Source organism: Bacteroides fragilis (assembly GCF_019583405.1).
GTDB classification, from domain to species: Bacteria; Bacteroidota; Bacteroidia; order Bacteroidales; family Bacteroidaceae; genus Bacteroides; species Bacteroides fragilis_B.
On the sequence record NZ_SZUU01000001.1, the window covers coordinates 238,970 to 264,638 of the forward strand.

The following is a 25,669-nucleotide window of genomic DNA, read 5'->3' on the forward strand; positions in this document are numbered from 1 at the left end:
CTCCATTGACTTTTAATACCCATAATATCTAATATAGTGGGATATACATCTGATTGAGTGATTGGGTAATCATTTTTTTATTAATTTTCACAGGGGAATTAACAATATATAAGGGAATTAAAGAGGTAATCTGTTGTGTTTCTGCATTGAGTAAAAAGTCGTGTGCCTGATGATCACTCACTATAACGATAATACTACTATTGTACAGGTTATTACGCTTTAGTGAATTCAAATAGTTACCTAGACATTCATCCATATAGTGTACATTAGATAGATAATTTTTTAACTCAGATGAAAAATTATCTGGATATTTAATTGGATACTTTTTAACACTATGAACGTATGGTGAATGTGTGGATGATGTTAAAATAATAGACATGAAGGGCTTGTTGCTTTGGGCATCTATGCATGCTGCATAATTAAATATTTGTTGGTCTGTTAGCCATTTTTTTACTTGTTTTTGATCGGGATAGCTGTTCCGAGAGAAGAGTTGATCTATCTGATAACGTTCACAAACTCTGTTTTGTCTCCACATAGTGGGTGAAGTTGGTATGACCATTCTACTGTTTATATTTTCTTTTTTCAGTAGTGAAGGTATTGATATGAATGTATTATCTAAATAATCATTGATTGTAATCCCTTGTTTTTTAGGTAATAATCCTGTTAGATAGATAAATTGCCCATTACTTGATTCTCCTAGTTTGACTTGTGGAATCATGTGTTTATTATAATAGGCTCCTTCTTTTACCAACTGATTTAGGTTCGGAGTAATTTCTATTGAATCGATTACTAATTCTGTGGGGTAGGAGAGCAATGACTCTACAATTATTAATATCAGGTTTGTAGGTTTACACTCTTCCTGTACATAATCGGAAACATAGAAATAAGGGCTCAATTTTTTAAGTTCTTCAACAGAATAATCTTTATTTACTTTTTTTAACGACTCTATCAGATAACTATATATCATCCCAAATTGGAAAGTACTTTCTACAGGAGTATAATTATAAGGAGTTACGTATTTCCAAGTTAAATCTTTCCAGCGCAATGCAGAGTTTCCTACCAAGATGCCAACCAGTAGAATACTGGTCAGCCCGATAAAGGATGCTCGCCTTGCTCTGATCTTAAATGTGATATACGTCAGTTTTTTGCAAAAAATGCAATAGCACACTATTCCTGCAAGGAAAGCTGTTAAGACAAAAAAATCGGTAGTTTTGACTGCGTCTGTTATGTTTTCGGATAGTCCATCTAGGTTATTAAATTCGGTATACAATGACAGTGGCAGATAGGACGAAAAATATCGGCTGTACCAGATATTTGCAAGAGCAAACAGACATATTACTGAAAAAAGAAGTAGGAAAAAGTAGTGTCTTCTTTTTATACATAAAGTCGGGATAATAGAGATTAGGCAGATATCTGCTGCACTAAAGCATAGATTCTCTATATAGGCAAAAGTACTGATATCACTTTTATCCGCTACGACAGAATAATGCATATATAGTAATACTATATATGAAAGGCACATGATAAGAACCTGAAATAATAATCCTTTATTTATATATATTTTTAGTTTCATTACTTAAGAAGATTTGAATCTTGATCATCATATTTCTTTTTTTGGGTAAATAGACCCGCAAATTCCTTGATAACTTTGGTTATTCTGATCTGAAAGCTATTAAAAAGTGATCCGTCAGCACTGAGCGTAGTATTACTTGTCAGAGCACGTGCCTTGCGGCTTGTTATGAAAACAAGTTTTCCATGTGGTTTCATAGCTAATGCTAATGAACCATCTTCTCCTCGTCGGATATCTGTACGGAACCCGAAACGTCGCCCTAAATCTGTTTTAAATCCAAAAACCATTCCACGTACGCACAGTTCGGGACGTTTGATGGCTTGTATGCGCAAATGTATATCTCGTAGAGATTCATATGCCCATAATCCCAGGCGAGAATGATTTCTATCGGGGATAAAACTCCATAAACTATATGTACCCGCCACATTGGGCTTTATTAATTCTTTGGTATGCGTTTCAATATAGAAGGGAGGGTAGATTGTATCTGCATCAATGCAGAGATGATATTTACCCTTGGCGTGGTTTAGGCCACATTGACGTGCATATCCAGGTCCTTTTTGCATTTCATTGAAATAGGGGACTCCAATTTTTTGTAATACTTCTTCAGTGCGGTCTGTTGAAAGATTGTTGACTGCCAATATTTCGATTGGGAAGTTATGATGGTTTGCTGACAATGACCATAAACAACTCATCAAATGGCATTCTTCATTGTGAGCTATCAGAACCACAGACACAAGGGGATTCTCTGATTGTTGCTTTTCCAGCAATTGTTTGACATTATCTATGTCCTTTGGGGCTAACTGTGATAGCGGCTTGTCAAACAAGGATAAATATTCTGTATACCAGTTCATTGTTTGTTAGTCAATGTTTTGAATAATTCTTTCCACTCTTCTACTATTGTTTCCATCTGGAAACGATGCGAACGTATGTTTGCTTGTTGTCCCATCTCTTTTCGTGCCTTTTCATTCTCTATTAATTTAGTTATTTGCAGTGCCATTTCATCAATGTTCTCTGGCTGAACCAAGATTCCGTTTTTACCATTTTCAATGATATCTTTGGGGCCACAAGGGCAGGCGAATGCAACCGGAGGAACTCCACATGACATTGCTTCTGTAATGACCATGCCGAATCCTTCGAAGCGTGAAGACAAGACAAAAATAGAACTTTCATAATATTTATTTACGATGTCGGATACTGTAGGTTCAAGTATGCAAGTTTTATCTATTTTCAATCTTTCTATTTCTTTTTGTAGTTCACCTCGCAGAGTGCCTTCGCCATAAATGCGTAAGGTCCAATCTGGATGCTGCTTGGAGACGAGAGCCCAACTTTGTATTAAAAGGTCAAATCCTTTTTGGGAAGCATATCTTCCGGCAGCTATTACTTGTTTGGTTGTACAGTCCGACTGTCGGTCAGGAGTGATGATGACCGGGTTGGGGATGATGCAGAGGTTGGAAAGTTCCGGCCAATTTTCTGCTTCTTCATTGGTCAATAGTACTACTTTGGCAAGTGACTGGAGATTTTTCATAAAGGCCTTTGTCCAGTAGTTCCTAAGTTTCCCGACAATTGACTTTCCATATTCTCTACTTCCCACTCCATACGAATGGCGAGTTACATGAAACTCTCCGATCTTGGCACTTCCATCTTGCACCGAAGATATGAAATTCAACTCTCTTCTCAGTGTTGAGATTGTGATATCGGCGTGTATTTGAGTTAGTGTCCGGCTGAATCGCCGTTTGAATAGCCAGTAGCGGTATGGGTATTTCAAAAGTTTGCTGATGCGCGACTGATTAAAGGGCCAGTCAAATGGTACATCCAGATCAATATGCTTTACTTTTGGAGATAGCGTATAATAAGGCTTTTGTCCCACTTGTTCAGAAGTGAGAATGTAGATTTCATAGCCTTCGAGATGTTCTGCAAAATAGTTGGCTTTAAACGTAATGATACGTTCAAGTCCCCCCGGGGCATATAGTGACGGCAAGTAATATACAATTTTCATAACTTCAATTTATTTTCGCGATAATTTGTTTGTTGTATTCCTCACCTGCATCAGCCACTTGACTTCCGTTAGGAGCTTCGTTAACGTATTTGCGTTCAAGCTTTACTTTACGTTGTGCGTCCATGCGCCACCATTCATATTCTATGTCCACATGCCCGATGTCGATGGCTTGATATCCGATTTTAAATAGATCATAAGCTAATACTGTGGCTGTGGGACCAAGTGCGATCAGAAACAGCACTTTATTATCTTGTTTGCATGCTTCGGCTTTAATATCTTCTATGCGGTTGAAAGCGTTGCAAGGTGGGCACAAAATCCGACGGATACTTTGTGCATTATCAAATAGGTCATTGCCAACTCCCAAACGGCTTTTCTCGCCTTCAATAAATACAATATCTCTACCTTCCCAAATGGCTTTCATTTCATGAAACCATTGTCCACATGCTTCTTTGGATTTAAAATCCATATAAGGGCGGGTGACAAATGTATTATAATATTTTCGCTCTGATGTCAATAACTGATCCCACCATGATCCATATATAAAGAAATGGGTCCGCCAGAATCTTCGTGCTTTTCGGTTGTATCGTTCCAAATGTTGAAATACATCAGATATACATACGAGATGTTTTTCATTTTTACTGGTCAATATTTCCTTAAGCCTTTTTGATAAGAGAGGAGTCCCTTCTTGAAAGCCAATTTTTTTATCAGGATGGGTCAGCAGCATTTCTCCATCTCCGAAGCGGCTGACAGAGCAACGGTCCTCTACTATCTTTTGGATTGTTTCACTGATAGATGCTATTTGAGGAATGATCTTTTGGCGTCTTCGTAAGACTATATACCAAAAATTATACCATTCTACGGTACTTCCATATTTTAATTTATAGCGAATTTTGGTGATAATTTGTGTTGCTTTATTCATGATCTTTGTTTTTTAAAGAGTTCATCCCATTGTTTCATAATATTGTCTATATAGAACTTCCGGATGTTTTGCTGTGCTTGTTTTCCCATTTGTTTTCGCAGATCTTCATGCTCTATCATGTAAATGATCTTTTCTGCTAATGCCACAATATTTCCATTTTCTGCCAGTAGTCCATCTGTTCCGTCGGTAATGATGTCACGTGGACCGCAGGGGCAAGCAAAGGAAATTGGGGGCACTCTGCACGCCATTGCTTCACCAATTACCATAGGCATTCCCTCATAACGCGAGGAAAGTATGAAAATTGAACTTTTACTCATTTCTGTTGCTATATCGTTACTTATTCCGTTCAGATGGCATGTTTGCTCTATTGCCAGTTCCTTGGCTTGCACTTGATAATCAGTTCGGTCGCCAGCACCAAATATTTCCAGTTCCCAATCCGGATGTTGCTGGCTGACGATCTGCCATGCAGGTAGTAACAGGTCAAATCCTTTTTGGTACGTATATCGTCCTACAGCGATTGCCCGGTGTGCAGTTCCATCAGCGGTATGTTCGGTTTTGAAAGAGGCAGGGTTGTGAATGCAAATCACATTATTCAGTTCGGGCCACATTTTTTCATCTTCATGGGTCAACACGACGAACTGATCTAACTCGCGTAATTTCTGAACAAGTTGCTTGATCCATAATTCCGATAATTTCCGGCGGATAAAGGCTGGAAGGAACGTTAGATGTTCCAAGCTGCGATAGTTTTGCCGACTGAAGTGGAATTCACCGATTTTTTTGCTTCCGTCTTTAATAGAAGTAAGAAAATTAATTTCTCGTCGAAGGACAGAGATGGTAATATCCGGACGAATTTGCATTAATGTCTCCGTCAGCCGCTTCTTATAGGCTGTTTGCAATTGTCTGTATTTCCATAGCCGCTGCCATAGATGCGGGGCTGTTGAGTGCATGCGATCAAAATTAAGGTTAAAATTGATCAGGTGCACTTTGTCCGATAATGTATAGGCAGGGGGCAGTTCCTTTTCTTCGGTCAGGATAATGTATATGTCATATTCTAACACGTCTGCAAGGTAGTTTATTTTTAAGGTAAGCACCCTTTCCATGCCGCCTGTAGCGTAGAGACCAGGTATACAATAGGCTATTTTGATGGGTTGTTTCATAGCTCTTCAATTACGTGTTTCATTTGTACTTTCCACGACAATTTGTTGCTGATAGATGCTCGTATGTCAGATGGTTGCATTTCTTTTATTGAATCGTAAAACTTGATAATCCGATGGATGTCTAAGAACGATTCGTCTGCTGGTATTTTCATGATATAAGGCATTGATTCAAAATCTTCATCTATTTCCGAATAGATGAAAGGGATGCCCCGGGCGGCGTATTCACGATTTTTTAGTGACCGTAGGTAAGTGATTCCGCTTCGATGACGTGCCAGGCTGCCTATTCCTATTTGACATTCGTTAAATACTTTATCGAGGGACTCTCCGAACAGGGGGCCATGGAAAATGACATATGGCTCTAATGCGTTATTCTTTACTAATTCTTGATATTCGTCCATGACTGATGGCACACCTTGCCCCACGATGTGTAGTCTGACTTCTTGTTTATGTTCATTTTGGATATACTGTATCATTCCCCGAATGGCTCGGTCGAAGCCGTGCCAAGGGTGTATGGTGGCAACAGCGATCAAGTTCAATTCCTTGGGTGAGGGAGTGGTAGCCTGTTTGATTGGGATGGCGTCAAAGTCTATTCCGTTGGATATTCGTATTGTCGGGCGTCCGAAAATGGTTTTATGATCAGAGAAGGTGACAATTTTGTGGATTTGCTTGGCCAGCAACCTGCGCAAGCATTTGTCGGCCAGCAATACGCGTTGGTATCCCCACGGAAGTCCTTTATATTCCTGATCGTATGGATAGGTTGGTATTTCCATGACCGTTTTCACTCCAGTTCGTTTCAGTTGCCAAAACATGTAGATTAGAAAAGGGGTGGTGTTGTGATCGCTTCTTGCGTACACTATCTGTATGTTGTTCGATTTTACATAATCGACAATACACTTCAGGCCTGTCCGTTTCAGTATCTTTCCACGGATTCCGTTACCGTAATCCTGAAGTACCTGATTATCCACCATTCGTCGTTTATGATTGTGATCATCATCCAGCCAGCATGTGCGTACATCTATTCCGCACTCTTTCAGTGCTTTCACCTGATAGCGGATTTTTTTGCTGATTCCGTTTGCCTCTTCGAATCCGTGGAATATAAGAAACAGTGCTTTCATCGTTTGTTTTTGGTTATGATGCTTTTTACCTTGCCGATGATGTCATATTCACCGGTCAACTGTATATAGCACCCAAATATACAGAAAAATATAATGCTTTTTACAATCAGGGTCAGAAAAATGTTGCCTCCTTCTGTCAGCAGGCTGAGCGGATAGAGTACGGCTATCAGCAGTACACTGACCGCTAATGGTGATACAAGCTGAACCGCGAAATGTCGCAGGCTGCGGTGCAGAGTCACCCGGTACATCATCCAGTAGCATTGCACAAAGTTGACGGTGAACGTCAGTGTGATGCACGTGGCTACGGCTTGGAGTGTGCCTATCCGGAAAATGCCCAACAGGATGCCCGCCACGTTGAGTACCGATGAAAACAGGCCGCACACAAACAGGCTTTTCGTATCGCCTGCCGCCTGAAAGATGGACCCGGAGGAGGAGAGGACGATCTGTATGCCTACCGACAGCGTGAGTATCCGGAATATAGGGATGGAGGGCATCCATTGGTCGCCGAACAGGATCAGGGTCACCTCGCCGGCCGTGAAGTACAGCAGCACGCTCAGTGGCAGTCCGATGAAGGCCAGAAAGCGGACAATGCGTTCGTAACCCGATGCCAGGCGTTCAAGGTCGTTCTGGTATTCGCTGAAGATGGGGTGCATCACCGGGGTGATCACCTGTGTGATGTTTTGTAACGGCAGCATCATCAGACGGTACGATTTTTCATAATAACCCAGGGGAGACATTCCCATGTACTTGCCGATCAGTAGTTTGTCGAGGTTCCGGCTGAAGTAGTTGATGATGTTGAACAGGAACTGGTAGGCAGAGTAGGAGAATATCCGGCGCAACACGTCCAGCCCCAACGTAAGCCTCAGGCGCTGCGGATAGCGTCGTATGGAGACCACGAAAATCAGGATGCCCGACAGGATGGGCCCGATGACCAGCGCATACAATCCGGCTCCGCACAGAGCCGCCACGACGGCTGCCGCACCGGTGGCAATCTGTATGACGAAGCTTCGCAGGGCGATGAATTTGAATTCTTTGTTGCGGTAGAACAGTGCGTTGGGAACGATGGTGGCAGAGGCGAAAAACAGGTTGACGGCCAGCAGCTGGCACAGCGTCCGCAGTATTTCCCGGTCGTAGTAGGCGGCAATGGGCCACGAGGCAGCGGCGAAAAGCAGTGCCAGGCCGATACCTGTCCAGATGGTGAAAGAAAAGAGTCCGGACAGGTTCTCCTGGGTCAATCCTTTGTGCTGGATGATGGCGGGTGACAGACCTACGTCGGTGAACAGGTTGAAAAAGGCGATGATCACCGTGGCTATGGCCATCACGCCGAAGTCGTCCGGCGAGATCAGGCGTGCCAGTACGCCCGCGACGACAAGGGACACGACGATGCCGCTGTATTTGGCCAGGGCGGTGTAGAATACTCCGGAGAAGAGTTGATGTTTAATGGAAGTCATTTCTTTTTAACGATTAACGGTGAACGATTAGCGATGGGCGATCAATGATCTGCGTTTTGCAACAGACGGTAGGCTTCGGCGTACATGCTGCCTATGTGTTCCGTCCCAAAGCGTGCGATGGCGTATTCGTGGTTCCTCTCTCCTTGTCCTTCCCGGGCCAGTGAGGCGGCTTCTTCCAGAGCGCGGACGATGCTTTCCGGACGGGCGGCGTCAAATGCCGGATTACCGGTTTCGCGCAGCAGTTCTCCCACGTTTCCCGTTTGCGGCCCTATAGCTACTTTATGGAAGAGAAAAGCCAACGGCACGTTGCCCGAGTTCAGAATCTGTTTGCGTTGTACGAATATCACATCCGCGGCGGCGATGTATAGTGGAAGGCTTTCGTTGCTGATCAGTTCCTCGCTGGCTCCCGCCTTTATGCGTAGCGTTTTGTTGAGTAAGGGCATCGCCAGGTGATATCCGATGCGGGAGAGGAGCCGTTTCAGAGGATTACTGTTTCCGGGATGTTTTGAGAACGGGAACATGCGCGGGGCCAGCAGATACTTTTTCTTTGTCTGGAGGTGTGTATATGCGCCGAGTACCATGCGTATCTCCTCCCAGTCGCGAAATTTGCCGAATGAAGTGATCACGTAGCGGTCCGCCGGGATGCCCAGTTGCCTTCGGGCCTCTTGTCGTGAGATCGCTTCATTATAAGTGTGTTCGTACAAATGGTGCGGAATCAGTGTGTTGCGGCTCTTGGGGTAGCGGCTGCGGAATTCGTCGAGGCTGAACTGTCCCATGTGTACGGTCAGGTCGCTGTTCGTTTCAATGATGTCATACGCTTGCCCGATGATGGGATTGCTGCAATAGTGCGGACGGATGTTGTGGCGTGTATACACGAAGCGGCTGCCTCCGGCACGGAAATGGTCGATGCGCTGTTTCAGTTTTTCTATGATTGAAGGGTCGGTGCAGTTCCATCCCACCACTTCTTCGGGCCATTGAAAGTGGATAATGTCATACCGGATGTTGGACTCCCAGAAGGCCCGTGTGGATCGTTCGACGTCAATTCCCTGGCGGCGGATCGCCTCGTGTAGCGTGCGCACAAAGAGGTTATCCGTATCTTTTTCATTGAAAACGATTAATGCGTTCATGATGTTTGTTTGGTCTTAGTTTTGCAAAAGTAATGAAAAAAAAGGATAACTTCATCTTTTTCGCTCTCAGAAAAAAGATGAAGTTTGCGCGATGGTTTTCCTCAGAACTTCCTCATAGTCCACTTTGATCGTCGAGTTGCCCTCTATGAAGGCGAGATAGTAGGCCGTGATTGCCGTCAGTTTCTGTGTCGACATGTTTTTGCCGTGTTCCAGCTTGCTAAGCAGGCTGCGGTCTATTTCCATCATCTCATAGGTCTGAGTGGTAGAGATATCCGCTTTTTTCGCAGGTTCATTAAAAAAATCCGATGGATTTCTGTAGTATGTTATTGGCTCTCTTGATGTTTGCTTCTTCGGGCTCTATTGGAAGTTTTTCCGGTGTTTTCTGTTTCTTGTTCGTCATGACTGTTAAGAGTGTTATGGTTATTTATTCTGCAAAGATTAGACGTGTTTTTTTGTATAAGGATGTGTCATAAAAAAAGCCTTCCATTCGCACACTGTGATGTGGAAGCAGCGCTTCGTTGTTTCTTTTTTAAGAAAGGATTTGGCCGACTATTACCGAAGAAGTACAACAGATTAATCATTGTCATATAACTCTTTATCCCAGCCCGCATACCTGGGCTGATGAGCCCGCATACCCGGGCCGAGATAAAGATCCAATCATTTGGACTAAAGATAGTAAGGGAAATGAAATGCTTTTAGAGAGATAAACGGATAAGAGATTGGGTATATCCATTTGTTTTCCAAATTGTTACGACTTAAATGCCCTTTAAAACGGTGGGTGGAAGATGGGGGGGAAGATAAATGGCATAAAAACCGCATCTTCCACTAATCTATGCATCTCACAATCAATGATATGCATTCAAAAAGGTAGAAGATGGAAGATCGAAACGCGTTTTTCGTATGAGAGGGAGGCGGAGTAAATGAAAGTTCAGGGCGGACGCTCAATAAGTATAACATCTTATCATTTTCTATATTTCTTCAATACCAATGACTTTATCTCTTATTTTCTCATCCCATCCACAGGCTTTCCTCTTTCCTGCCATTCCCAGTTTGATGTTACTCTGTTTCAATAGCATGAGTGCTAACTTTGATATGGCAGAAAAGTTGATAGCTGCATTTCCTGTTTTCCTGTCATCATCTTCTCTGAATCCTATATCAAGTACCCAATGTAGGTTATTTTCAACCTCCCAGTGTGATCTAATCGATTTGAGTATGATAATCGGGTCAGGTTCCAATGATGATATATAATACCTTGTTTCCATGACAGCTTCTTTATCCCCCATTTTTCTAATAGAATTTATCATTGCCAATGTCTTGATTCCCGTCCAGCCTTTGAGAAAATACTGAAGATTTTTAGCGCTTATGCATACACATTCTCTGTATTCACTTCTTCCATGCCCTTTGTTTTCCTCAAAGTACCTTTTTGCGTGACATAAATAGTATCTCGATTCCTCACTAAGATTAAACTCTATTATATCCCTGAGTGCTTCATGATTATCTTTGGCACATAAAATATAGTCAGCCTTGTTCTCTATTATTAGTTTAGTGATTGATTTCTGACAGCCGATAGCGTCAATGGTTATGATACAATTCTCAAGATCCAGTGTCTTTATCAGCTCGGGGATAGCTTTTATTTCATTCGATTTTTCTTCTATTTTTCTTTGGCCAAGGCAAATACCGTTAGATACAGACCAGGCACTGACCATGTAGAGTTTACTTCTCACTCCATTTTCTGAGTTACTACTTTTATCGGGATTATCACAAATGGCTTTTCCATCAATAGATACCACTCCGGGAATTCTACGGCAGATGTCATCAACCCACAACCTGAAACATTCTTCAAACCAATCGATATCCAATATGGAGAAGAAACGGCTCAAGGTATCATGAGAAGGAATGGAAACCAAGCCCGGAAGACGAGCCTTGAAATATGATTCATGTGTTTTTCCGAATGTTTCTATTTCGTTCCACGTATCAGCACCGCAGATAACAGCGACTAGGGCGATGAACACTATTTCGTTAGACTGATATATTTTATTCTTATCATCTCTTACATCAGGAATAATAGCTGAAAAGGCTTGAATGGTCATATTGCGATATGGATTAATATAGTAAAAAGCAAATGTAATGAATTATATTACACACAGACAAAAGGAGCAGGAAATATTGAAAAACACAAGGAAGGGACTACATATTTAGGAAATAATACAACCCTAATAAGATGTTATACTTATTGAGCGTCCGCCCTGATGAAAGAGCCGTGTCCCATAGAGGATTTATTTTCTCCGGATACCCGTAAACGAGAAACGGAAATTCCGTGTAATCTGTGGTGAACTTATGTCATTCACCGTGCTCGGTATGTATGAATTTCTTGTTAGCTCCTTTGAGCCGGAACAGGTTAGCGATGGTTCCCAGTGCCAGCGAGGGTACTTGCATCAGTGCCTTCAGCAGTCTACCGTTGAGCAGACGGGCGGGGACGGGAATGAACATGGCTGCCACCTGTGCTGCCGACAATACCCACCATTTGGGTGCCGCCTGCCAGTTCACTAATGTGGCGAGCAGTGTCAGCCCGAAAACGGCCGTCAGTTGCACCAGACGTGGGGGGAGCATCCATTGGACAATTTTATTGGTCAAATCCGGTTCCGGCCACCATCGCCACCATCCCGCATCCTCCTTGACGTCTCTTACGAAGCGCAACGCCCTGAGCAGAATGCTGAATTGTGCTGCCATCCAGCGCCGGCGCTGATTCTTGATGTTCTCTTTCTTTTGCGTCTTCTCGTCGTAGACGGGCAGGTGATCCAAGTAGACGGTATGCATTTCGTACTCAATCAGCAGAAGCTCCAGTTCCTTATCTTCGCCTGCCGTTTTGAGTTGATCCACAGCCTCGTAATACCAGGAATACTGGAAAGCCATACCCGAACCCGCCAAGCCGGCGGACAATCCGAGGACATTGTGCCCTTTCCTGAAAAATCCGTTGTTGATTTCCTCGCTCACCCCGTCCAGCAGGGCGATGTCCGTATTCAGGTTTTTGCCTACGCGGTGGGCTTGCATCGACTTTACTCCGGCAGAGTAGGCACGGTTTACTTCGGAAAGGAAACCGGGGACGGTTACGTTGTCGGCATCCATTACCACGGCGATGTCATACATGTAAGCCAGCCGGTAGTCGCTTAGCCCGCTTGCCTTTCCGTCCTCCTGGATGGCACGGATGGCCAGCAGGAGAGCTTTGGCCTTGGAACTGTCTTCGTAGGTGGCTGTCAGCAGACGGATGGGGAGCTGCCGAAGGGCTTCGTTGGTGGAGTCCTGCATGTGGTCGGAGATGACGTATACATCGTACATCTCTTTGGGGTAGTCCTGCTCAAGGAAAGAGCGTACGGAGTCGATGATGACTTTGTCTTCCTTGTAAGCAGGGAAGAATACGGCGATGCGGTGCAACTTGTCCGCTTCCGGATAGATGGGGGAACGATAGAATTTGGAAGCGATGGCATACACCAGCAGATAGCTGACGCAGAGCGCCAGCGGAATGAATAAAATCCAGTCGATCAAGGTTAGTATCATAAGTCTGATATTGGGTTATTGTTTAAACATTTATGCAGACGATTCAGCACAGCGCCCAGAAATCCTTCACTCCGCGCCAGACGGCCCCTGCTAACTTGGGCTGTCCTTTCAGGGCGAAGCGCAGGCTGTCTTTGGGAGCTACTACCAGCATCTGGTAAACGATGGACAGGCAGCGTTCCATTCCTGACAGGTTGCGCCAGGCGTAAAGCATTCGGTTTCGCATCATGTAAAAAGCGCGAAGGGGGCTCTGCCTGCCGGTGCTTTGGCTCTCTTTATGGAAAACGGTGCAGCGCGGTTCGTACCAAAGCTGATAGCCGGCGCGCGTCATGCTGGTACACCAGTCCAACTCTTCATAATAGAGGAAATAAATCTCCGGCATCAGCCCGGCTTTCCAGATGACCTCCCGTTTCAGCATCAGCGCGGCTCCATGAAGGTAAGCGCTGGGGCGAGGCGTGAAAGTATCATCGTCCGGACATCCCATACCCAAAGCCTTGTTGCGCATCGTATAGGGGCTCAACTTGGTGTATCCGGCAAACTGGATGTTTTGCGGCGGGAAAGCAAAGCGGATCTTGGGCGAAACAGCTCCGATGCGGGGGCTGCTTTCCAACCGTTCAATCAAGGCCGGCAGCCCGTCTTCGGTCAGGTAAGTGTCATTGTTGATCAGGAACAGGTATTGTCCTTGCGCTATCTGTATCCCGAGGTTGTTGCCTCCCGCGAATCCTAGGTTCTTCTCGCTGCGGAGGGTACGCACAAAGGGGTATCGTTCCTGTATCATCCGGGCTTCGTCTTCCCGGGATGCGTTGTCCACCACAATGATTTCGTAACTGACGGAATGTACGGTAGCGCGTAGCGACTCTATCAGCTCACAAGTGTCATTCAAGCCGTTGTAGCAGATGGTGATAAAAGAGATGACAGGAGATGTTTGTTTCATTTATGTAACGGTTTTGAGTATTATTCACCACAGAAGACACAGAGAACACAGAGAATATCCTTCTCTTAAACATCTTAATAAATAAGAGATTAAAACTCTGTGTCCTCTGTGTACTCTGTGGTGAATCGTATTCATTTCTATTTTAATTATTAATAAAATTCTTCTTGTTCTGTCTTATTTTTCTTCTTTTTCAGTTCCTCTTCTTCTTTCTGCATCACGGGATCGATAGATGGACCCGCTATGCAAAGGGCGAAACCGGTATAAACGATAATGGAGTTGGGATATTGCATCACATCATTTACATAGGCGGCAACGAAAAAACCGGCAGCCATACAAAGCCAGGCGGCCAACAAGCCTCTCAAGCGCTTGTTCATCACTTTAAACATCAATAGCCAGGAACACCAGGCAAAGAGTACTCCATGAACAAGCAGATAGAGCACCAGTCCTATGATTCCCGTTTCTACCCATACGCTCACCAACCACGAGTCGGGCGGGTAGTGCATCAGCTCCCGGGGCTGAAAACGTGCTCCTTTCGACAGGCCGAGCCCGTAACCGATGGGTCTTACTGCCATCAATGCTTTCATGTTGTTCTTATTCTCAACCCTTACTTGATAGGATGCATCTTTGCTGGGACGGAAGGCAGAGCGCATCTTGCGGACATACTGGTTGCTGTCTCCGATGTTGGTGAAATAAAAGAATGAGAAAATAGCAACCAGTGAAACGGCTCCAAACACCAATCCTTTCCAGTTTTTAGAGATTAAAACATACAGTAGGATTCCTCCCAACGGTACGCCTACGGCTGCCCGGGTACCCGAGATGCCAATACAATAAAGAGCGCAAAGAGTGATGACACCGAAGTATATCTTCATCCACTTTTTACGGACGAAGAAGGCGGACAGACCGAAAGTGGTGGCGGCCATGGCTGCGTGGACTCCATAGTTGGCCGCGTCGGAAAAGCATGAAAAATAGCGGATGCCGGACCAGATGATATGGGTGCGGTATCCGCCCAGTACATAAAGAAAATAGAACTCCCGTTCGTTGAAGCCGTGATTTTTTTGCCAGTAACCTTTCAGGGTGGCTATTAAAACGAAAACGGACCAAATCAGCAGCAGAATTTCTATTCCCTTATAATTACGGATGGTCAGGGGCACTAAGAATGCGCAAAGCAACGGGTAGAAAAAGTATTGGGTGATGGCTATGTTCCAGGCTTCCTGCACGTGGTTAGGATTGCCTATTTCGAACAGGCAATAGAGCCCCCATAACAGGATAAGCCCTGCCATTAAGTTTCTTCCCCGTTTCCAGTCTGTACTCCGGCTACCGCATCTGCCCAGAGCGATCACACCCAATACGGTCACTATCGGAAGAGTGACCAGTCCCATCTTGACGGATATGAACATCCCCATCAACATCAGTATCAACTGAGAGGCGAACAAAAGATAAAAAACGGGTTCGGATGTATCCGGATCCCGTTCTTTATAGATTTCTTCATCATTCTTCATCATCGTCATCCTGGAGATTGTCTTTGGAGGTTTTCTTGCTGCGGAGGCGGTATAGAGACCTTTCTGTCAATGCGAGTTGAGAGATCCGATACATCTGTTTGCGCATCCAGGTATAAGGCGGAAGCATACCAGTATAAGTCTCTACTTCGTACTTCGGCGCGCGGTTGAGGTAGAAATAAGGAGGCTTTCCTATCTGTAACCTGAGCTTTTGGAGTAATACCTTGTCAGTCGCTTTCCAACCAAGGATAGCCGAAGCAACCAATAAGTTCAATTGAGCTTCTTGCAACAAGGGTGTCGGTATGTTTATTTGCTTCAGATTGCGGTATTCCACAATCACGATTTCTTCGGACTGAGGCGTATAGATGTCTTTCAGACTTTGGGATAATATGAAACCGGGCGAACCGGAATCGAAATCAATTCCGTCGGTCAGCAGTCGTACTTTCAGGCCAAGCGATTCCCAATAGTTCTTAAGGCGCTCTGCCAAATAGGACTTGCCACTGCCTTCTTCGGTACTGAGAAGATTGAGAATAAAAGGAAGCCCTTCTGCTCGTCCGGTGAAGAAACGTTGAATAGCGGTGGCCATATAACGGGTGGCCGCATCCTCACATTGTTTATTGACGGGGCCGGGCTTCATGGGAGCAGGATAGGAGCCCAGTACAATGCCGCCTGTCAGCTTGCGCGTACGAGTCGTGTCACGCAGGGTGCGGTCAATCAGTTCTATCAACAGGAATACTGCTACTAAAAAGATGAAGGTACCGGCACATGCCATCGCTACAATTTTCCGGCGTCCTACAGATTCCTGATTGATCGGATAGGCAGGCGGATTGAGCACTTTCAGGATGGCGGCTGTCATCTCCAGGTTCTTTTTGCGCAATAGGGCATCGTTATAGCTCTTTAAATTGGTCAGGTAGCTCTGTTCGGTAAAGTTGATGATGCGTTCTTTGCGCTTGATGGTGGTGCCCACCGGAGCAAAGTGAGTGTATTTCGCGTTCAGGTCTTTACGGCTTTTTTGTACGATTTTCAGTTCGGCTTTCGCTTTTTCAAAAAGCAGCAGTTGGTCGAGCCACTGTTCCACGATGGTGTTTCGGGCAACTCCTTCTTTGGAATGTTGTCCGTTCACGTATCGGCTGGCAATGTCTGATAATTCTTTCCGATTCTGCGCTAAGCGGTCTTTGTAGGCTTGGAGCTTGGTTCCGGTGCTGTCACTTGGTGATGAAATCGTTTCCATCTCAGTGATTTTTCCGGTTAAATTGCTTGTCTGCTTTAGTTTATCCACTAACTGTACGTTATGGATCAGTTGCTTGGAGTTTGCGTCCATCTGTCTCTCGAGTTCCATAAGCATCGCTTTCGAACTGTTGTAAGCAAACTCGACATCTTGTTCGCGCAATTCAAATTCTTTATTGATGGCAGCTATCTCTTTGGTCTCGTCATAATAATTGATAATCCGGTTGTCCACATTATATTGGGTCAGATTGTCTTCCTGTCCGGCAAGTTCCTTTCCGATACGTTTCAGTTCTGCTTCAAAGTACTCAATCACTTTATCGGTGCCTCCGTAACGGAGTGCTTGATATTCGTTGACAAATTCTTTCATCAGGATGTCGATCGTATTATAGGCAATGCCCGGATCACCGGACTGGTAGCTGGTCTTGATTAAATCACTGTTCCCCTTGCGTTCTACTTTGATCTTCTTCAGGGCTTGAAAACTGTAAAATACATGCTGAAAATAAAACAATCCGTAGATATAATTTTCTTTGTCCGGACGTTCATATTTCATGAAGTTCTCCATGGTCTTGTCTTCGCTGCTCCGATCGATCAAGGCAACCAGCGCTTTACCATCCTTACTGTTCTTCATGTGATTGTAAGTATAATTATAGCTGGAGGCGGTGATTCCTTCGTTGTCTTTATCCGGCCTTCCTTTTACCAGGACGCGTGAGAAGAGACGCAGGGAGACACGCTTCAGGGTACTTTCCGATTGCAGGATATTGATCAGGTTGTCCATTGAGTTTTGAGCCAACGCCCAGTCTACTTTAGTCGTTTCTTCGATGCCATAGCCCGATACAACCCCTGTATAAAGGGTGGATTCCACATTGTAGCCTCCTTGCATGCGTCCTATACGGAAATATACAAAAGCGGTAATAAGGGCAGTACCCAACAGGATCCACCATTTCACGCGATAGAGGGAACGGAGTAGATAAAATACATAGTCCATAATGTATGATTGTTTATTTTCTTAAAATAGGTGTACGGGTGATGACTTCCAGAATCATCAGACTCTTGGTTACTTCAAACTTACTTTTTTCGAAAGCTTCTAATGCAGCGGATTGTCTTTGCTTCTCGACAGATAAATTTCCTGTGTCAATGATGTTATTTACGAAATTTTTTTCGGCCACATCATATTGCATAGTTGCTAACTCCAAGGCTTCGGCACGAAGTTTTAATACATTGAGCTGAGAGGTTGCAGTTGCGTACATCTCGATGATTTCCCGCTTCATCTCTTCAAACTTTACTTCCCGTTCCAAGGCAGCAGCTTTTACATTCAGTTTTTGGCGTTTAACGCGAGGAGACAGATCGAATAATTCGTCAAAGGGGATACTGACTGCACCGCCTATTGTATACATGGTTTGTTTGGATGTATTGTAGTTGTACATAATGGGGGTGGAAACGTCGGTAAACGTATTATCTACTCCGACTTTTCCCCACTGATAACTACCCCGGGCACTGAAAAACTTCAGGAACGCGCGTCTTTCCTTGGCCAGCAGTTTGCGCTCAATCTGCTCTTTTACACCGGCCAGTTCATAGATCGGTCCTCCTTTGGCATTTTCGAACAGAAGGTCAAGTGGGGGGAGAGAAATATTAGTATAGTCTTCCGTATCCAGTTTAGAATAATCGCTGGTTTCCTGCGCATATACAAAAGAAACTGCGCCAAATAAGAGTAGGGGTATACTAATGAATATGAATAGGGTTCTTTTCATAAACGGGTATATTTATTTGTATATATTGTCTGTATGCTTGTGAAATCTGTGCAAAGATAAGACAAATCTGCAACTAATGCCCTAAATATACCCCTTTTTTTATAAATATAGCATTGAATTTGAATATAATTTATTTAAAATGCTTCGGTCATGTTGAAATAGAACAGGTTTTGTTTGTTCACCATGTTGCGTCCCAAGTCGAGACGGACGTTCATACGGGGTTGTACTTCTATGCGGAGACCCACGCCCATGTTGGGCAGAACACCCTCTATTTTTCCCGGATTGGGACCCATAAACCCGCATCCGGCCCAAGCCACATAGCCTACATGGCTGAGCATGCGTTTCACCCAGTTGCCCTTGTCCGTATTGATCATCTGGCGATATTCGGCCATGACGACGTGTGACGATTTATCGCGGTATTGCCCCATATAATATCCCCGAAGGTCGAACGGAGTGCCGCTTAGCGCGTATTTATTGAGTGGAACGTCGCCAAATACGTTTTTACTTTGGGCGGTCCATGCAAGCACACCGCGTTTGCGCAGCGTTTTGTACTGGCGGTAGTCTATCTCCAAACGGTAGAAGTTGTTGTCGCTTCCCAGGAATTTTTGGTACATCATGCCTCGGAAGTCGAGATACATGCCGCGATAGGCATTGGCGGGTACGTCGCGTGTATCATAAGTCAGCAGGAAACCGACACCTGAACTGAAGTTCTTGTAGCCTTTCTCTGTGCCGCCGGCCGCTTTATAAGAGGGTTGGTCGACAAGGTATTTGGCCGGATCGTACATGTGGTCATAATTGAGGTCGACTTGCGGACCGGCAAAGAAGTTGCTTTCGCCCAGGCGGAACAGGAACCAGGGGTTGATCTGTAATCCGCTGTAGCGGTACTGGCTGGTGGTGTCGCTGCGCACATAATCCTTATTGGTGCTGTAACCGATGCCGTAAAAGTTTTCCTGTGTGTTTTTATAACTGAACTGTCCGAAAATACGGAAACGGTCGCCCTTAAAGAAAAGTTGCGGCTTGGAGAACAGGTTGAGTCCGCCATTGAACATCAGGGCAATGGCTACGGGCACTACAGAGCGCTGCTGGGTGGTGTCGCTGGGATTCATCCGGAAGGTCATCAACCCGCTGCCGCCAATCAGCAGACCGAAATCGGGAGTGTAGCTGGGCCCTCCGAGAATATTGTAGTGAAGGTTACGGCGGGCCACCCGCTGACGTCGTAGTTCGCGCTTGGATAGGGCGGGAATGCTGTCTTGATTTGTCGTGTCAGTGCTGAGCGTAGTGCCTTCTTCTTGAGCCACAGTGAAGGTGGCGGGCATGATCGCCATCAATATACCTATTATATGTTTTTTCATTGCTATGTACGAATATGGGTGCAAAGGAAACTATTTTATTTGGATTAGTTTTCATTCGAATAGATAATAAATCTAAATACTGTGACAAAAAATCCGGAAAAGGATGCTATTTTTGCAAAGAAAAAGGAGAAGGCTCCTTTATTAACCAAATTACTTTACCACATGAATAAACGAATATTATCTGTTTTTGTTCTGAGTGCCGCATTCTTAAGTGTGTATGCACAGCAGGACAAGGGAGGTATCAGCCCCGAAATGCTGAACCGGATTAAACAAAACTACCAGGGCACGACAACCGACAAGGCCATCCGTAACGCGATCGGTAACAACGATATCCGTAAGCTTGCTCTGAATCAGGACAACCTGAAGGGAATGGATACCCATTTTTCTATTAAAGTAGACTCAAAAGGAATTACAGACCAAAAATCGTCCGGTCGTTGCTGGCTGTTCACCGGCCTGAATGTGATGCGCGCCAAAGCCATCGCCCGGTACGGACTCGGATCGTTTGAGTTTTCTCAGAATTACAACTTCTTCTGGGATCAACTGGAGAAAGCGAATCTTTTCCTGCAAGGTGTCATCGACACCCGTGAGAAGCCGATGGACGACAAAATGGTGGAGTGGCTGTTCCGTAATCCGCTGAGTGACGGAGGTACGTTTACAGGTGTAGCCGACATCGTTTCTAAATATGGTCTGGTGCCCAAAGAGGTGATGCCTGAGACGAACAGCAGCGAGAATACATCACGCATGGCTGGGCTGATTGCTGAAAAATTGCGTGAATTTGGTCTGCAACTGCGTGATCAGGCTGCAAATGGAGACAAACTGCCTGCGCTTGAGAACAGTAAAACGGAAATGCTGGGCACCGTATACCGCATGCTGGTGCTGAATCTGGGGGTTCCGCCTACGGAGTTTACCTGGACGCGTAAAGATGAAAAAGGAAATCCGGTGGAGACTGCACAATACACACCGATGTCGTTCCTCGAAAAATACGGCGACAAGAATCTGCTGGACAATTACGTGATGCTGATGAACGATCCGAGCCGTGAATATTATAAGTGTTATGAAATCGACTTTGACCGTCACCGTTATGACGGACGCAACTGGACGTATGTTAACCTGCCGGCCGATGAAATCAAGGAGATGGCCATCGCTTCGCTGAAGGATAGTACGATGATGTATTTTTCGTGTGATGTAGGTAAATTCTTGAACTCGGAACGCGGGTTGCTGGATGTGAACAACTATGACTATGCTTCGTTGATGGGTACCACTTTCGGTATGGATAAGAAACAGCGTGTGCAGACATTTGCCAGTGGATCGAGCCATGCCATGACTCTGATGGCGGTAGACATTAAGGATGGCAAACCGGTGAAATGGATGGTGGAAAACAGTTGGGGAGCTGCCAATGGCTATCAGGGACACTTGATTATGACGGATCAGTGGTTCAACGAATATATGTTCCGCCTGGTGGTAGAAAAGAAATTCGCAACTTCCAAAGTGTTGGAAGTTCTGAAGCAGAAACCTGTTCGTTTGCCTGCCTGGGACCCGATGTTTGCTCCGGAAGAGTGAAATGAACGCTGACCGATGAACTCTGAATGATAAACGGTCAACAGGTTTGTGCCATAAGGTAGGTATTGCCTTCATTCTCCCCCGGTTTATAAGGGGAGCGTCCTTTGGGGGGAGAGGAGATTGAATACATATCTTTATATATCGATTGAAGGGTTCAAAACGATCGACGCTAAATAAAAAAGGGTGTAGCTGTCCTCCGCGGATGGCTACACCCTTTTGCTGTTGGGGCTCCGCCCTTTCATCCATAGGGCTACACCCTTTTACAACTAAGGCTACACCCTTCTTTCCGGATGGCTATGTCCCCCCCATAATTTATACTTTCCGGCATCCCCTGTTCGCCGTCAATAATTCATTCAGTATAGCCTGTTCCTCGTTCTTTGTTGACCGTTCATCAGTGATAATTTTAGCCTTTTTAGTATCTTTGTGATCGTTAACGATGCTAATTAAAGAAATATCTCCTTAATTCCTTTCACATTTCCTCTTTATTCACATTATTATTTATTACTTTTGCGGGCAAATTATGAAACCATTATTTTATATAATCACATGGCAAATGTAATAAAGTTACGTAAAGGCCTTGACATCAACCTGAAAGGAAAAGCTGCTGAAGAGCTCTCAACGGTGAAAGAACCGGGATTCTACGCACTCGTACCCGATGATTTCCCAGGAGTGACTCCGAAGGTGGTGGTGAAAGAACAGGAATATGTGATGGCCGGGGGACCCTTGTTTATCGACAAGAACCATCCTGAAGTTAAATTTGTTTCGCCCGTTAGCGGCGTTGTAACAAGCGTGGAGCGCGGTGCACGCCGTAAGGTGCTGAACATCGTGGTTGAAGCCGCTGCTGAGCAGGATTACGAAGAATTCGGCAAGAAGGACGTATCCAAACTCGACGGTGAGGCTGTGAAAGCTGCACTCTTGGAAGCTGGTATGTTTGCATTTATGAGACAGCGTCCGTATGACGTGATTGCCGATCCGACAGTCGCTCCGCGGGCTATTTTCATTTCTGCTTTCGACAGCAACCCGCTGGCACCCGATTTTGAGTTCGCTCTGAAAGGGGAAGAAGCTAATTTCCAGACTGGACTGGATGCCCTGGCTAAGATCGCCAAGACGTATCTCGGTATTAGCAGCAAACAAAAAACGACAGCCTTGACACAGGCTAAAAATGTCACGGTAACCGTATTTGACGGACCGAACCCTGCCGGAAATGTAGGGGTGCAAATCAATCATGTAGCTCCTGTGGTGAAAGGTGAAACCGTGTGGACCATCGGCGCAGAAGCTGTGATCTTCATCGGACGTCTGTTCAATTCCGGACGGGTGGATCTGACACGCACTGTAGCCGTTACAGGCTCTGAAGTCCTGAAACCGGCTTATTACAAACTGAAAGTAGGTGCGTTGTTGACCAATGTGTTTGCCGGAAACGTGACAAAAGATAAGGAGTTGCGTTACATCAGCGGTAATGTGCTGACAGGCAAGCAGGTGAAACCAAACGGATTCCTCGGTGCTTTCGACAGTCAGTTGACCGTGATTCCCGAAGGCGATGACATCCACGAAATGTTGGGATGGATCATGCCCCGTTTCAATCAGTTCAGTGTCAACCGCTCGTATTTCAGCTGGTTGATGGGGAATAAGAAGGAGTATGTGCTCGATGCCCGTATCAAGGGAGGCGAACGCCATATGATCATGTCCGGCGAATACGACAAAGTGTTCCCGATGGACATTTTGCCTGAATTCCTGATCAAAGCAATCATTGCCGGAGACATTGACCGCATGGAAGCTCTGGGTATCTACGAAGTAGCGCCCGAAGACTTTGCTTTGTGTGAGTTTGTCGACTCTTCGAAACTGGAATTGCAACGCATCGTTCGTGCCGGACTCGATATGCTTCGTGCTGAAATGATGTAATTCATAACACATAATTTATATAATTCATAATTAATGAAAGCGTTAAGAAATTATCTCGATAAGATAAAGCCGAACTTTGAAGAGGGCGGCAAACTCCACGCGTTTCGTTCGGTGTTCGACGGTTTCGAAACATTCTTGTTCGTGCCAAACACCACTTCGAAATCGGGAGCGCACATCCACGACTCGATTGATAGCAAACGTATCATGTCGATTGTGGTTATTTCGTTGATACCGGCTTTACTGTTCGGTATGTACAACGTAGGTTACCAGCATTTCACTCACACCGGAGCTCAGGGTGGCTTCATCGAAATGTTCATTTACGGTTTCCTGGCCATACTGCCTAAGATTATCGTATCTTATGTAGTGGGTCTGGGCATTGAGTTTGTCGTAGCACAGTGGAAGAAGGAAGAAATTCAGGAAGGTTTCCTCGTTTCGGGTATCCTGATTCCGATGATCGTACCGGTGGACTGTCCGTTGTGGATTCTGGCGGTAGCTACTGCATTTGCTGTTATCTTCGCCAAAGAAGTATTCGGCGGTACAGGTATGAACGTGTTCAATGTTGCGCTCGTTACCCGTGCTTTCCTATTCTTCGCATATCCTACCAAGATGTCGGGTGATGCCGTTTGGGTGGCGCAAGACAGTATCTTCGGACTGGGCAATACGGTAGACGGACTGACAGCGGCCACTTCGTTGGGTGTAGCATCTACTGCTACCGATCCGAACGGGTTCCCGGCTTTCTCCTGGGACATGGTGACCGGTCTGATTCCGGGTTCTATCGGTGAAACCAGTGTGATTGCTATTCTGATTGGTGCTGCTATCCTGTTGTGGACAGGTATCGCAAGTTGGAAAACGATGCTTTCCGTATTCGTAGGTGGTGCTTTCATGGGCTGGATTTTTAATGCTGTAGGTCCGGACACTGCCATGGCTCACATGCCTTGGTACGAACACCTCGTGCTGGGTGGTTTCTGCTTCGGTGCCGTATTTATGGCTACCGACCCTGTGACTTCTGCACGTACGGAGACCGGTAAGTATATCTTCGGATTCCTGATCGGTGCGATGGCCATCATCATCCGCGTGCTGAATCCGGGTTATCCCGAAGGTATGATGCTCGCTATCCTGCTGATGAATATCTTCGCTCCGCTGATCGACTACTGTGTGGTTCAGAGCAACATCAAACTGCGTGAAAAACGCGCTATTAAGTCTAACAATTAAACCGAACAAGAAAGATGAATACAAATAGTAATTCTTATACTATCATTTATGCTTCGGTAATGGTTGTTATCGTGGCATTCCTGCTCGCATTCGTCAGCTCTTCACTGAAAGCGATTCAGAACAAGAATCAGGAGCTGGATACGAAGAAGCAAATTCTGGCTGCTTTGAACATCAGAGATGTGAAGGACGCCGATGCTGAATATAATAAATATGTAAAGGGTGACATGTTGATGAACGTAGATGGCACTCTGACAGAAAATACGGATGGTTTCTCTATCAGCTATGAAAAAGAAGCGAAAGAAAACAATCGCTTGCACGTTTTCGTATGTGAGGTAGACGGAGAGACCAAGTATGTAGTACCGGTTTATGGTGCCGGCCTTTGGGGCGCTATCTGGGGATATGTGGCTTTAAATGCTGATAAAGACACTGTTTATGGCGTTTATTTCTCGCATGCCAGCGAAACTCCGGGTTTGGGTGCCGAGATTGCGACAGTTGCTTTCCAAAGTGAATTCTCAGGTAAGAAAGTGATGAAGGATGGACAGGTAGCACTGGCTGTAGAGAAAAACGGAAAGGTGACAGACCCTGCTTATCAGGTGGACGGTATTTCGGGTGGTACAATCACTTCGAAAGGTGTGGATGCCATGATCAAAGCATGTCTGAGCCAGTACGATAAATTTTTAACTAATAATTAAGGAGGAACGATAGAATATGAGCCAATTATTTTCTAAAAAGAATAAAGAAGTATTCGCTACTCCGCTGGGATTGAATAACCCGGTAACCGTGCAGGTGCTCGGTATCTGTTCGGCGCTGGCTGTAACGGCCAAACTGGAACCGGCTATCGTGATGGGGCTTTCGGTAACTGTGATTACGGCCTTTGCAAACGTCGTTATCTCTTTGCTGCGTAAGACGATTCCTAACCGTATCCGTATCATCGTACAGTTGGTGGTAGTAGCCGCGTTGGTAACTATAGTAAGTGAGGTGCTGAAGGCATTTGCATATGACGTAAGCGTGCAGCTTTCGGTATACGTAGGTCTGATCATTACAAACTGTATCCTGATGGGACGTCTGGAAGCATTTGCCATGGCAAACGGCCCGTGGGAGTCATTCCTCGACGGTGTGGGTAATGGTCTGGGATATGCCAAGATTCTGATTATCGTGGCTTTCTTCCGCGAGTTGCTCGGATCGGGCACGTTGCTCAACTTCCGTATTATCCCTGAGTCATTCTACAAGATGGGCTATATCAACAATGGTTTGATGTTGATGCCGCCGATGGCACTGATCATCTGTGCTTGTATCATCTGGTATCAGCGCAGCCGTTGCAAAGAACTCCAGGAAAAGTAATACAACCTAAGAA

The 25,669-nt window shown here is 45.2% G+C and carries 21 protein-coding genes; 5 read left to right on the plus strand and 16 right to left on the minus strand.

What is annotated here, in order from left to right; genetic code table 11:
* Nucleotides 1-28: 28 nt before the first annotated feature.
* The 16 genes from FDF36_RS00980 to FDF36_RS01055 all read right to left on the minus strand — a co-directional run bounded on the left by FDF36_RS00980 (nucleotide 29) and on the right by FDF36_RS01055 (nucleotide 19,644).
* On the minus strand, nucleotides 29-1,573 hold the full coding sequence (locus FDF36_RS00980) for an LTA synthase family protein (RefSeq protein WP_220389985.1): 1,545 nt from the start codon (nucleotides 1,571-1,573) through the stop codon (nucleotides 29-31).
* The gene (locus FDF36_RS00985; protein ID WP_220389986.1) at nucleotides 1,573-2,421 is read right to left on the minus strand and encodes a glycosyltransferase family 2 protein; all 849 of its coding nucleotides are present in this window, start codon (nucleotides 2,419-2,421) and stop codon (nucleotides 1,573-1,575) included. The genes FDF36_RS00980 and FDF36_RS00985 overlap by 1 nt, the downstream gene beginning before the upstream one ends.
* On the minus strand, nucleotides 2,418-3,566 hold the full coding sequence (locus FDF36_RS00990) for a glycosyltransferase family 4 protein (protein WP_220389987.1): 1,149 nt from the start codon (nucleotides 3,564-3,566) through the stop codon (nucleotides 2,418-2,420). Before FDF36_RS00990 ends, FDF36_RS00985 begins: the two co-directional genes overlap by 4 nt.
* 4 nt (nucleotides 3,567-3,570) lie before the next feature.
* Nucleotides 3,571-4,485 carry an SP_1767 family glycosyltransferase gene (locus FDF36_RS00995; RefSeq protein WP_220389988.1) on the minus strand — a complete coding sequence of 305 codons (915 nt, stop codon included), beginning with the start codon at nucleotides 4,483-4,485 and terminating at the stop codon, nucleotides 3,571-3,573.
* The gene (locus tag FDF36_RS01000) at nucleotides 4,482-5,642 is read right to left on the minus strand and encodes a glycosyltransferase family 4 protein (protein ID WP_220389989.1); all 1,161 of its coding nucleotides are present in this window, start codon (nucleotides 5,640-5,642) and stop codon (nucleotides 4,482-4,484) included. The genes FDF36_RS00995 and FDF36_RS01000 overlap by 4 nt, the downstream gene beginning before the upstream one ends.
* Entirely contained in the window at nucleotides 5,639-6,757 is a 1,119-nt protein-coding gene (locus FDF36_RS01005; RefSeq protein ID WP_220389990.1) for a glycosyltransferase family 4 protein, read from the minus strand. The genes FDF36_RS01000 and FDF36_RS01005 overlap by 4 nt, the downstream gene beginning before the upstream one ends.
* Nucleotides 6,754-8,208, minus strand: a complete 1,455-nt coding sequence (locus tag FDF36_RS01010) for a lipopolysaccharide biosynthesis protein (protein WP_220389991.1) — start codon at nucleotides 8,206-8,208, stop codon at nucleotides 6,754-6,756. Before FDF36_RS01010 ends, FDF36_RS01005 begins: the two co-directional genes overlap by 4 nt.
* Before the next feature lie 41 nt (nucleotides 8,209-8,249).
* Nucleotides 8,250-9,335 (minus strand): glycosyltransferase family protein, encoded by a 1,086-nt coding sequence (locus tag FDF36_RS01015; RefSeq protein WP_220389992.1) that lies wholly within the window; start codon nucleotides 9,333-9,335, stop codon nucleotides 8,250-8,252.
* A 66-nt stretch (nucleotides 9,336-9,401) separates the two neighbouring features.
* Entirely contained in the window at nucleotides 9,402-9,581 is a 180-nt protein-coding gene (locus FDF36_RS01020; protein WP_220389993.1) for a hypothetical protein, read from the minus strand.
* A 722-nt stretch (nucleotides 9,582-10,303) separates the two neighbouring features.
* Nucleotides 10,304-11,425, minus strand: coding sequence for an ISAs1 family transposase (locus FDF36_RS01025; protein WP_220389994.1), 1,122 nt, complete (start codon nucleotides 11,423-11,425; stop codon nucleotides 10,304-10,306).
* A 250-nt stretch (nucleotides 11,426-11,675) separates the two neighbouring features.
* Complete coding sequence (locus FDF36_RS01030) at nucleotides 11,676-12,890, minus strand: glycosyltransferase family 2 protein (protein WP_220389995.1); 1,215 nt, start codon at nucleotides 12,888-12,890, stop codon at nucleotides 11,676-11,678.
* Nucleotides 12,891-12,933: 43 nt separating this feature from the next.
* A complete protein-coding gene (locus FDF36_RS01035; protein ID WP_220389996.1) occupies nucleotides 12,934-13,821 on the minus strand; it encodes a glycosyltransferase family 2 protein in 888 nt (295 codons plus the stop codon).
* 149 nt (nucleotides 13,822-13,970) lie between these two features.
* Complete coding sequence (locus FDF36_RS01040) at nucleotides 13,971-15,320, minus strand: O-antigen ligase family protein (RefSeq protein ID WP_409013147.1); 1,350 nt, start codon at nucleotides 15,318-15,320, stop codon at nucleotides 13,971-13,973.
* Nucleotides 15,310-17,529, minus strand: coding sequence for a GumC family protein (locus FDF36_RS01045; protein WP_220389997.1), 2,220 nt, complete (start codon nucleotides 17,527-17,529; stop codon nucleotides 15,310-15,312). The genes FDF36_RS01040 and FDF36_RS01045 overlap by 11 nt, the downstream gene beginning before the upstream one ends.
* A gap of 13 nt (nucleotides 17,530-17,542) precedes the next feature.
* Nucleotides 17,543-18,292: a TolC family protein gene (locus tag FDF36_RS01050; RefSeq protein ID WP_220389998.1), complete on the minus strand. Its 750-nt coding sequence runs from the start codon at nucleotides 18,290-18,292 to the stop codon at nucleotides 17,543-17,545.
* Nucleotides 18,293-18,426: 134 nt separating this feature from the next.
* Entirely contained in the window at nucleotides 18,427-19,644 is a 1,218-nt protein-coding gene (locus FDF36_RS01055; RefSeq protein ID WP_220389999.1) for a BamA/TamA family outer membrane protein, read from the minus strand.
* 162 nt (nucleotides 19,645-19,806) lie between these two features.
* On the opposite strand from FDF36_RS01055, the gene FDF36_RS01060 reads away from it, so the two are divergent.
* The 5 genes from FDF36_RS01060 to FDF36_RS01080 all read left to right on the plus strand — a co-directional run bounded on the left by FDF36_RS01060 (nucleotide 19,807) and on the right by FDF36_RS01080 (nucleotide 25,656).
* Nucleotides 19,807-21,204, plus strand: coding sequence for a C1 family peptidase (locus tag FDF36_RS01060; protein ID WP_220390000.1), 1,398 nt, complete (start codon nucleotides 19,807-19,809; stop codon nucleotides 21,202-21,204).
* Between the two features lie 546 nt (nucleotides 21,205-21,750).
* Nucleotides 21,751-23,103, plus strand: coding sequence for a Na(+)-translocating NADH-quinone reductase subunit A (locus FDF36_RS01065; protein WP_220390001.1), 1,353 nt, complete (start codon nucleotides 21,751-21,753; stop codon nucleotides 23,101-23,103).
* A 33-nt stretch (nucleotides 23,104-23,136) separates the two neighbouring features.
* A complete protein-coding gene (locus FDF36_RS01070; protein WP_005776987.1) occupies nucleotides 23,137-24,315 on the plus strand; it encodes an NADH:ubiquinone reductase (Na(+)-transporting) subunit B in 1,179 nt (392 codons plus the stop codon).
* A gap of 14 nt (nucleotides 24,316-24,329) precedes the next feature.
* Nucleotides 24,330-25,007: a Na(+)-translocating NADH-quinone reductase subunit C gene (locus tag FDF36_RS01075; RefSeq protein WP_022012701.1), complete on the plus strand. Its 678-nt coding sequence runs from the start codon at nucleotides 24,330-24,332 to the stop codon at nucleotides 25,005-25,007.
* A gap of 16 nt (nucleotides 25,008-25,023) precedes the next feature.
* Complete coding sequence (locus tag FDF36_RS01080) at nucleotides 25,024-25,656, plus strand: NADH:ubiquinone reductase (Na(+)-transporting) subunit D (protein ID WP_005820005.1); 633 nt, start codon at nucleotides 25,024-25,026, stop codon at nucleotides 25,654-25,656.
* Nucleotides 25,657-25,669 lie beyond the last annotated feature (13 nt).

Excerpts from the sequence above, each read along its gene's own strand:
- FDF36_RS01050 (WP_220389998.1), bottom strand. The coding sequence starts at position 18,292 with ATGAAAAGAACCCTATTCATATTCATTAGTATACCCCTACTCTTATTT.
- FDF36_RS01035 (WP_220389996.1), bottom strand. The coding sequence starts at position 13,821 with ATGAAACAAACATCTCCTGTCATCTCTTTTATCACCATCTGCTACAAC.
- FDF36_RS01040 (WP_409013147.1), bottom strand. The coding sequence starts at position 15,320 with ATGAAGAATGATGAAGAAATCTATAAAGAACGGGATCCGGATACATCC.
- FDF36_RS01005 (WP_220389990.1), bottom strand. The coding sequence starts at position 6,757 with ATGAAAGCACTGTTTCTTATATTCCACGGATTCGAAGAGGCAAACGGA.
- FDF36_RS01025 (WP_220389994.1), bottom strand. The coding sequence starts at position 11,425 with ATGACCATTCAAGCCTTTTCAGCTATTATTCCTGATGTAAGAGATGAT.
- FDF36_RS01010 (WP_220389991.1), bottom strand. The coding sequence starts at position 8,208 with ATGACTTCCATTAAACATCAACTCTTCTCCGGAGTATTCTACACCGCC.
- FDF36_RS01075 (WP_022012701.1), top strand. The coding sequence starts at position 24,330 with ATGAATACAAATAGTAATTCTTATACTATCATTTATGCTTCGGTAATG.
- FDF36_RS01055 (WP_220389999.1), bottom strand. The coding sequence starts at position 19,644 with ATGAAAAAACATATAATAGGTATATTGATGGCGATCATGCCCGCCACC.
- FDF36_RS01020 (WP_220389993.1), bottom strand. The coding sequence starts at position 9,581 with ATGATGGAAATAGACCGCAGCCTGCTTAGCAAGCTGGAACACGGCAAA.
- FDF36_RS00990 (WP_220389987.1), bottom strand. The coding sequence starts at position 3,566 with ATGAAAATTGTATATTACTTGCCGTCACTATATGCCCCGGGGGGACTT.
- FDF36_RS01000 (WP_220389989.1), bottom strand. The coding sequence starts at position 5,642 with ATGAAACAACCCATCAAAATAGCCTATTGTATACCTGGTCTCTACGCT.
- FDF36_RS00985 (WP_220389986.1), bottom strand. The coding sequence starts at position 2,421 with ATGAACTGGTATACAGAATATTTATCCTTGTTTGACAAGCCGCTATCA.
- FDF36_RS01015 (WP_220389992.1), bottom strand. The coding sequence starts at position 9,335 with ATGAACGCATTAATCGTTTTCAATGAAAAAGATACGGATAACCTCTTT.
- FDF36_RS01080 (WP_005820005.1), top strand. The coding sequence starts at position 25,024 with ATGAGCCAATTATTTTCTAAAAAGAATAAAGAAGTATTCGCTACTCCG.
- FDF36_RS01030 (WP_220389995.1), bottom strand. The coding sequence starts at position 12,890 with ATGATACTAACCTTGATCGACTGGATTTTATTCATTCCGCTGGCGCTC.
- FDF36_RS00980 (WP_220389985.1), bottom strand. The coding sequence starts at position 1,573 with ATGAAACTAAAAATATATATAAATAAAGGATTATTATTTCAGGTTCTT.
- FDF36_RS01065 (WP_220390001.1), top strand. The coding sequence starts at position 21,751 with ATGGCAAATGTAATAAAGTTACGTAAAGGCCTTGACATCAACCTGAAA.
- FDF36_RS01045 (WP_220389997.1), bottom strand. The coding sequence starts at position 17,529 with ATGGACTATGTATTTTATCTACTCCGTTCCCTCTATCGCGTGAAATGG.
- FDF36_RS01070 (WP_005776987.1), top strand. The coding sequence starts at position 23,137 with ATGAAAGCGTTAAGAAATTATCTCGATAAGATAAAGCCGAACTTTGAA.
- FDF36_RS00995 (WP_220389988.1), bottom strand. The coding sequence starts at position 4,485 with ATGAATAAAGCAACACAAATTATCACCAAAATTCGCTATAAATTAAAA.
- FDF36_RS01060 (WP_220390000.1), top strand. The coding sequence starts at position 19,807 with ATGAATAAACGAATATTATCTGTTTTTGTTCTGAGTGCCGCATTCTTA.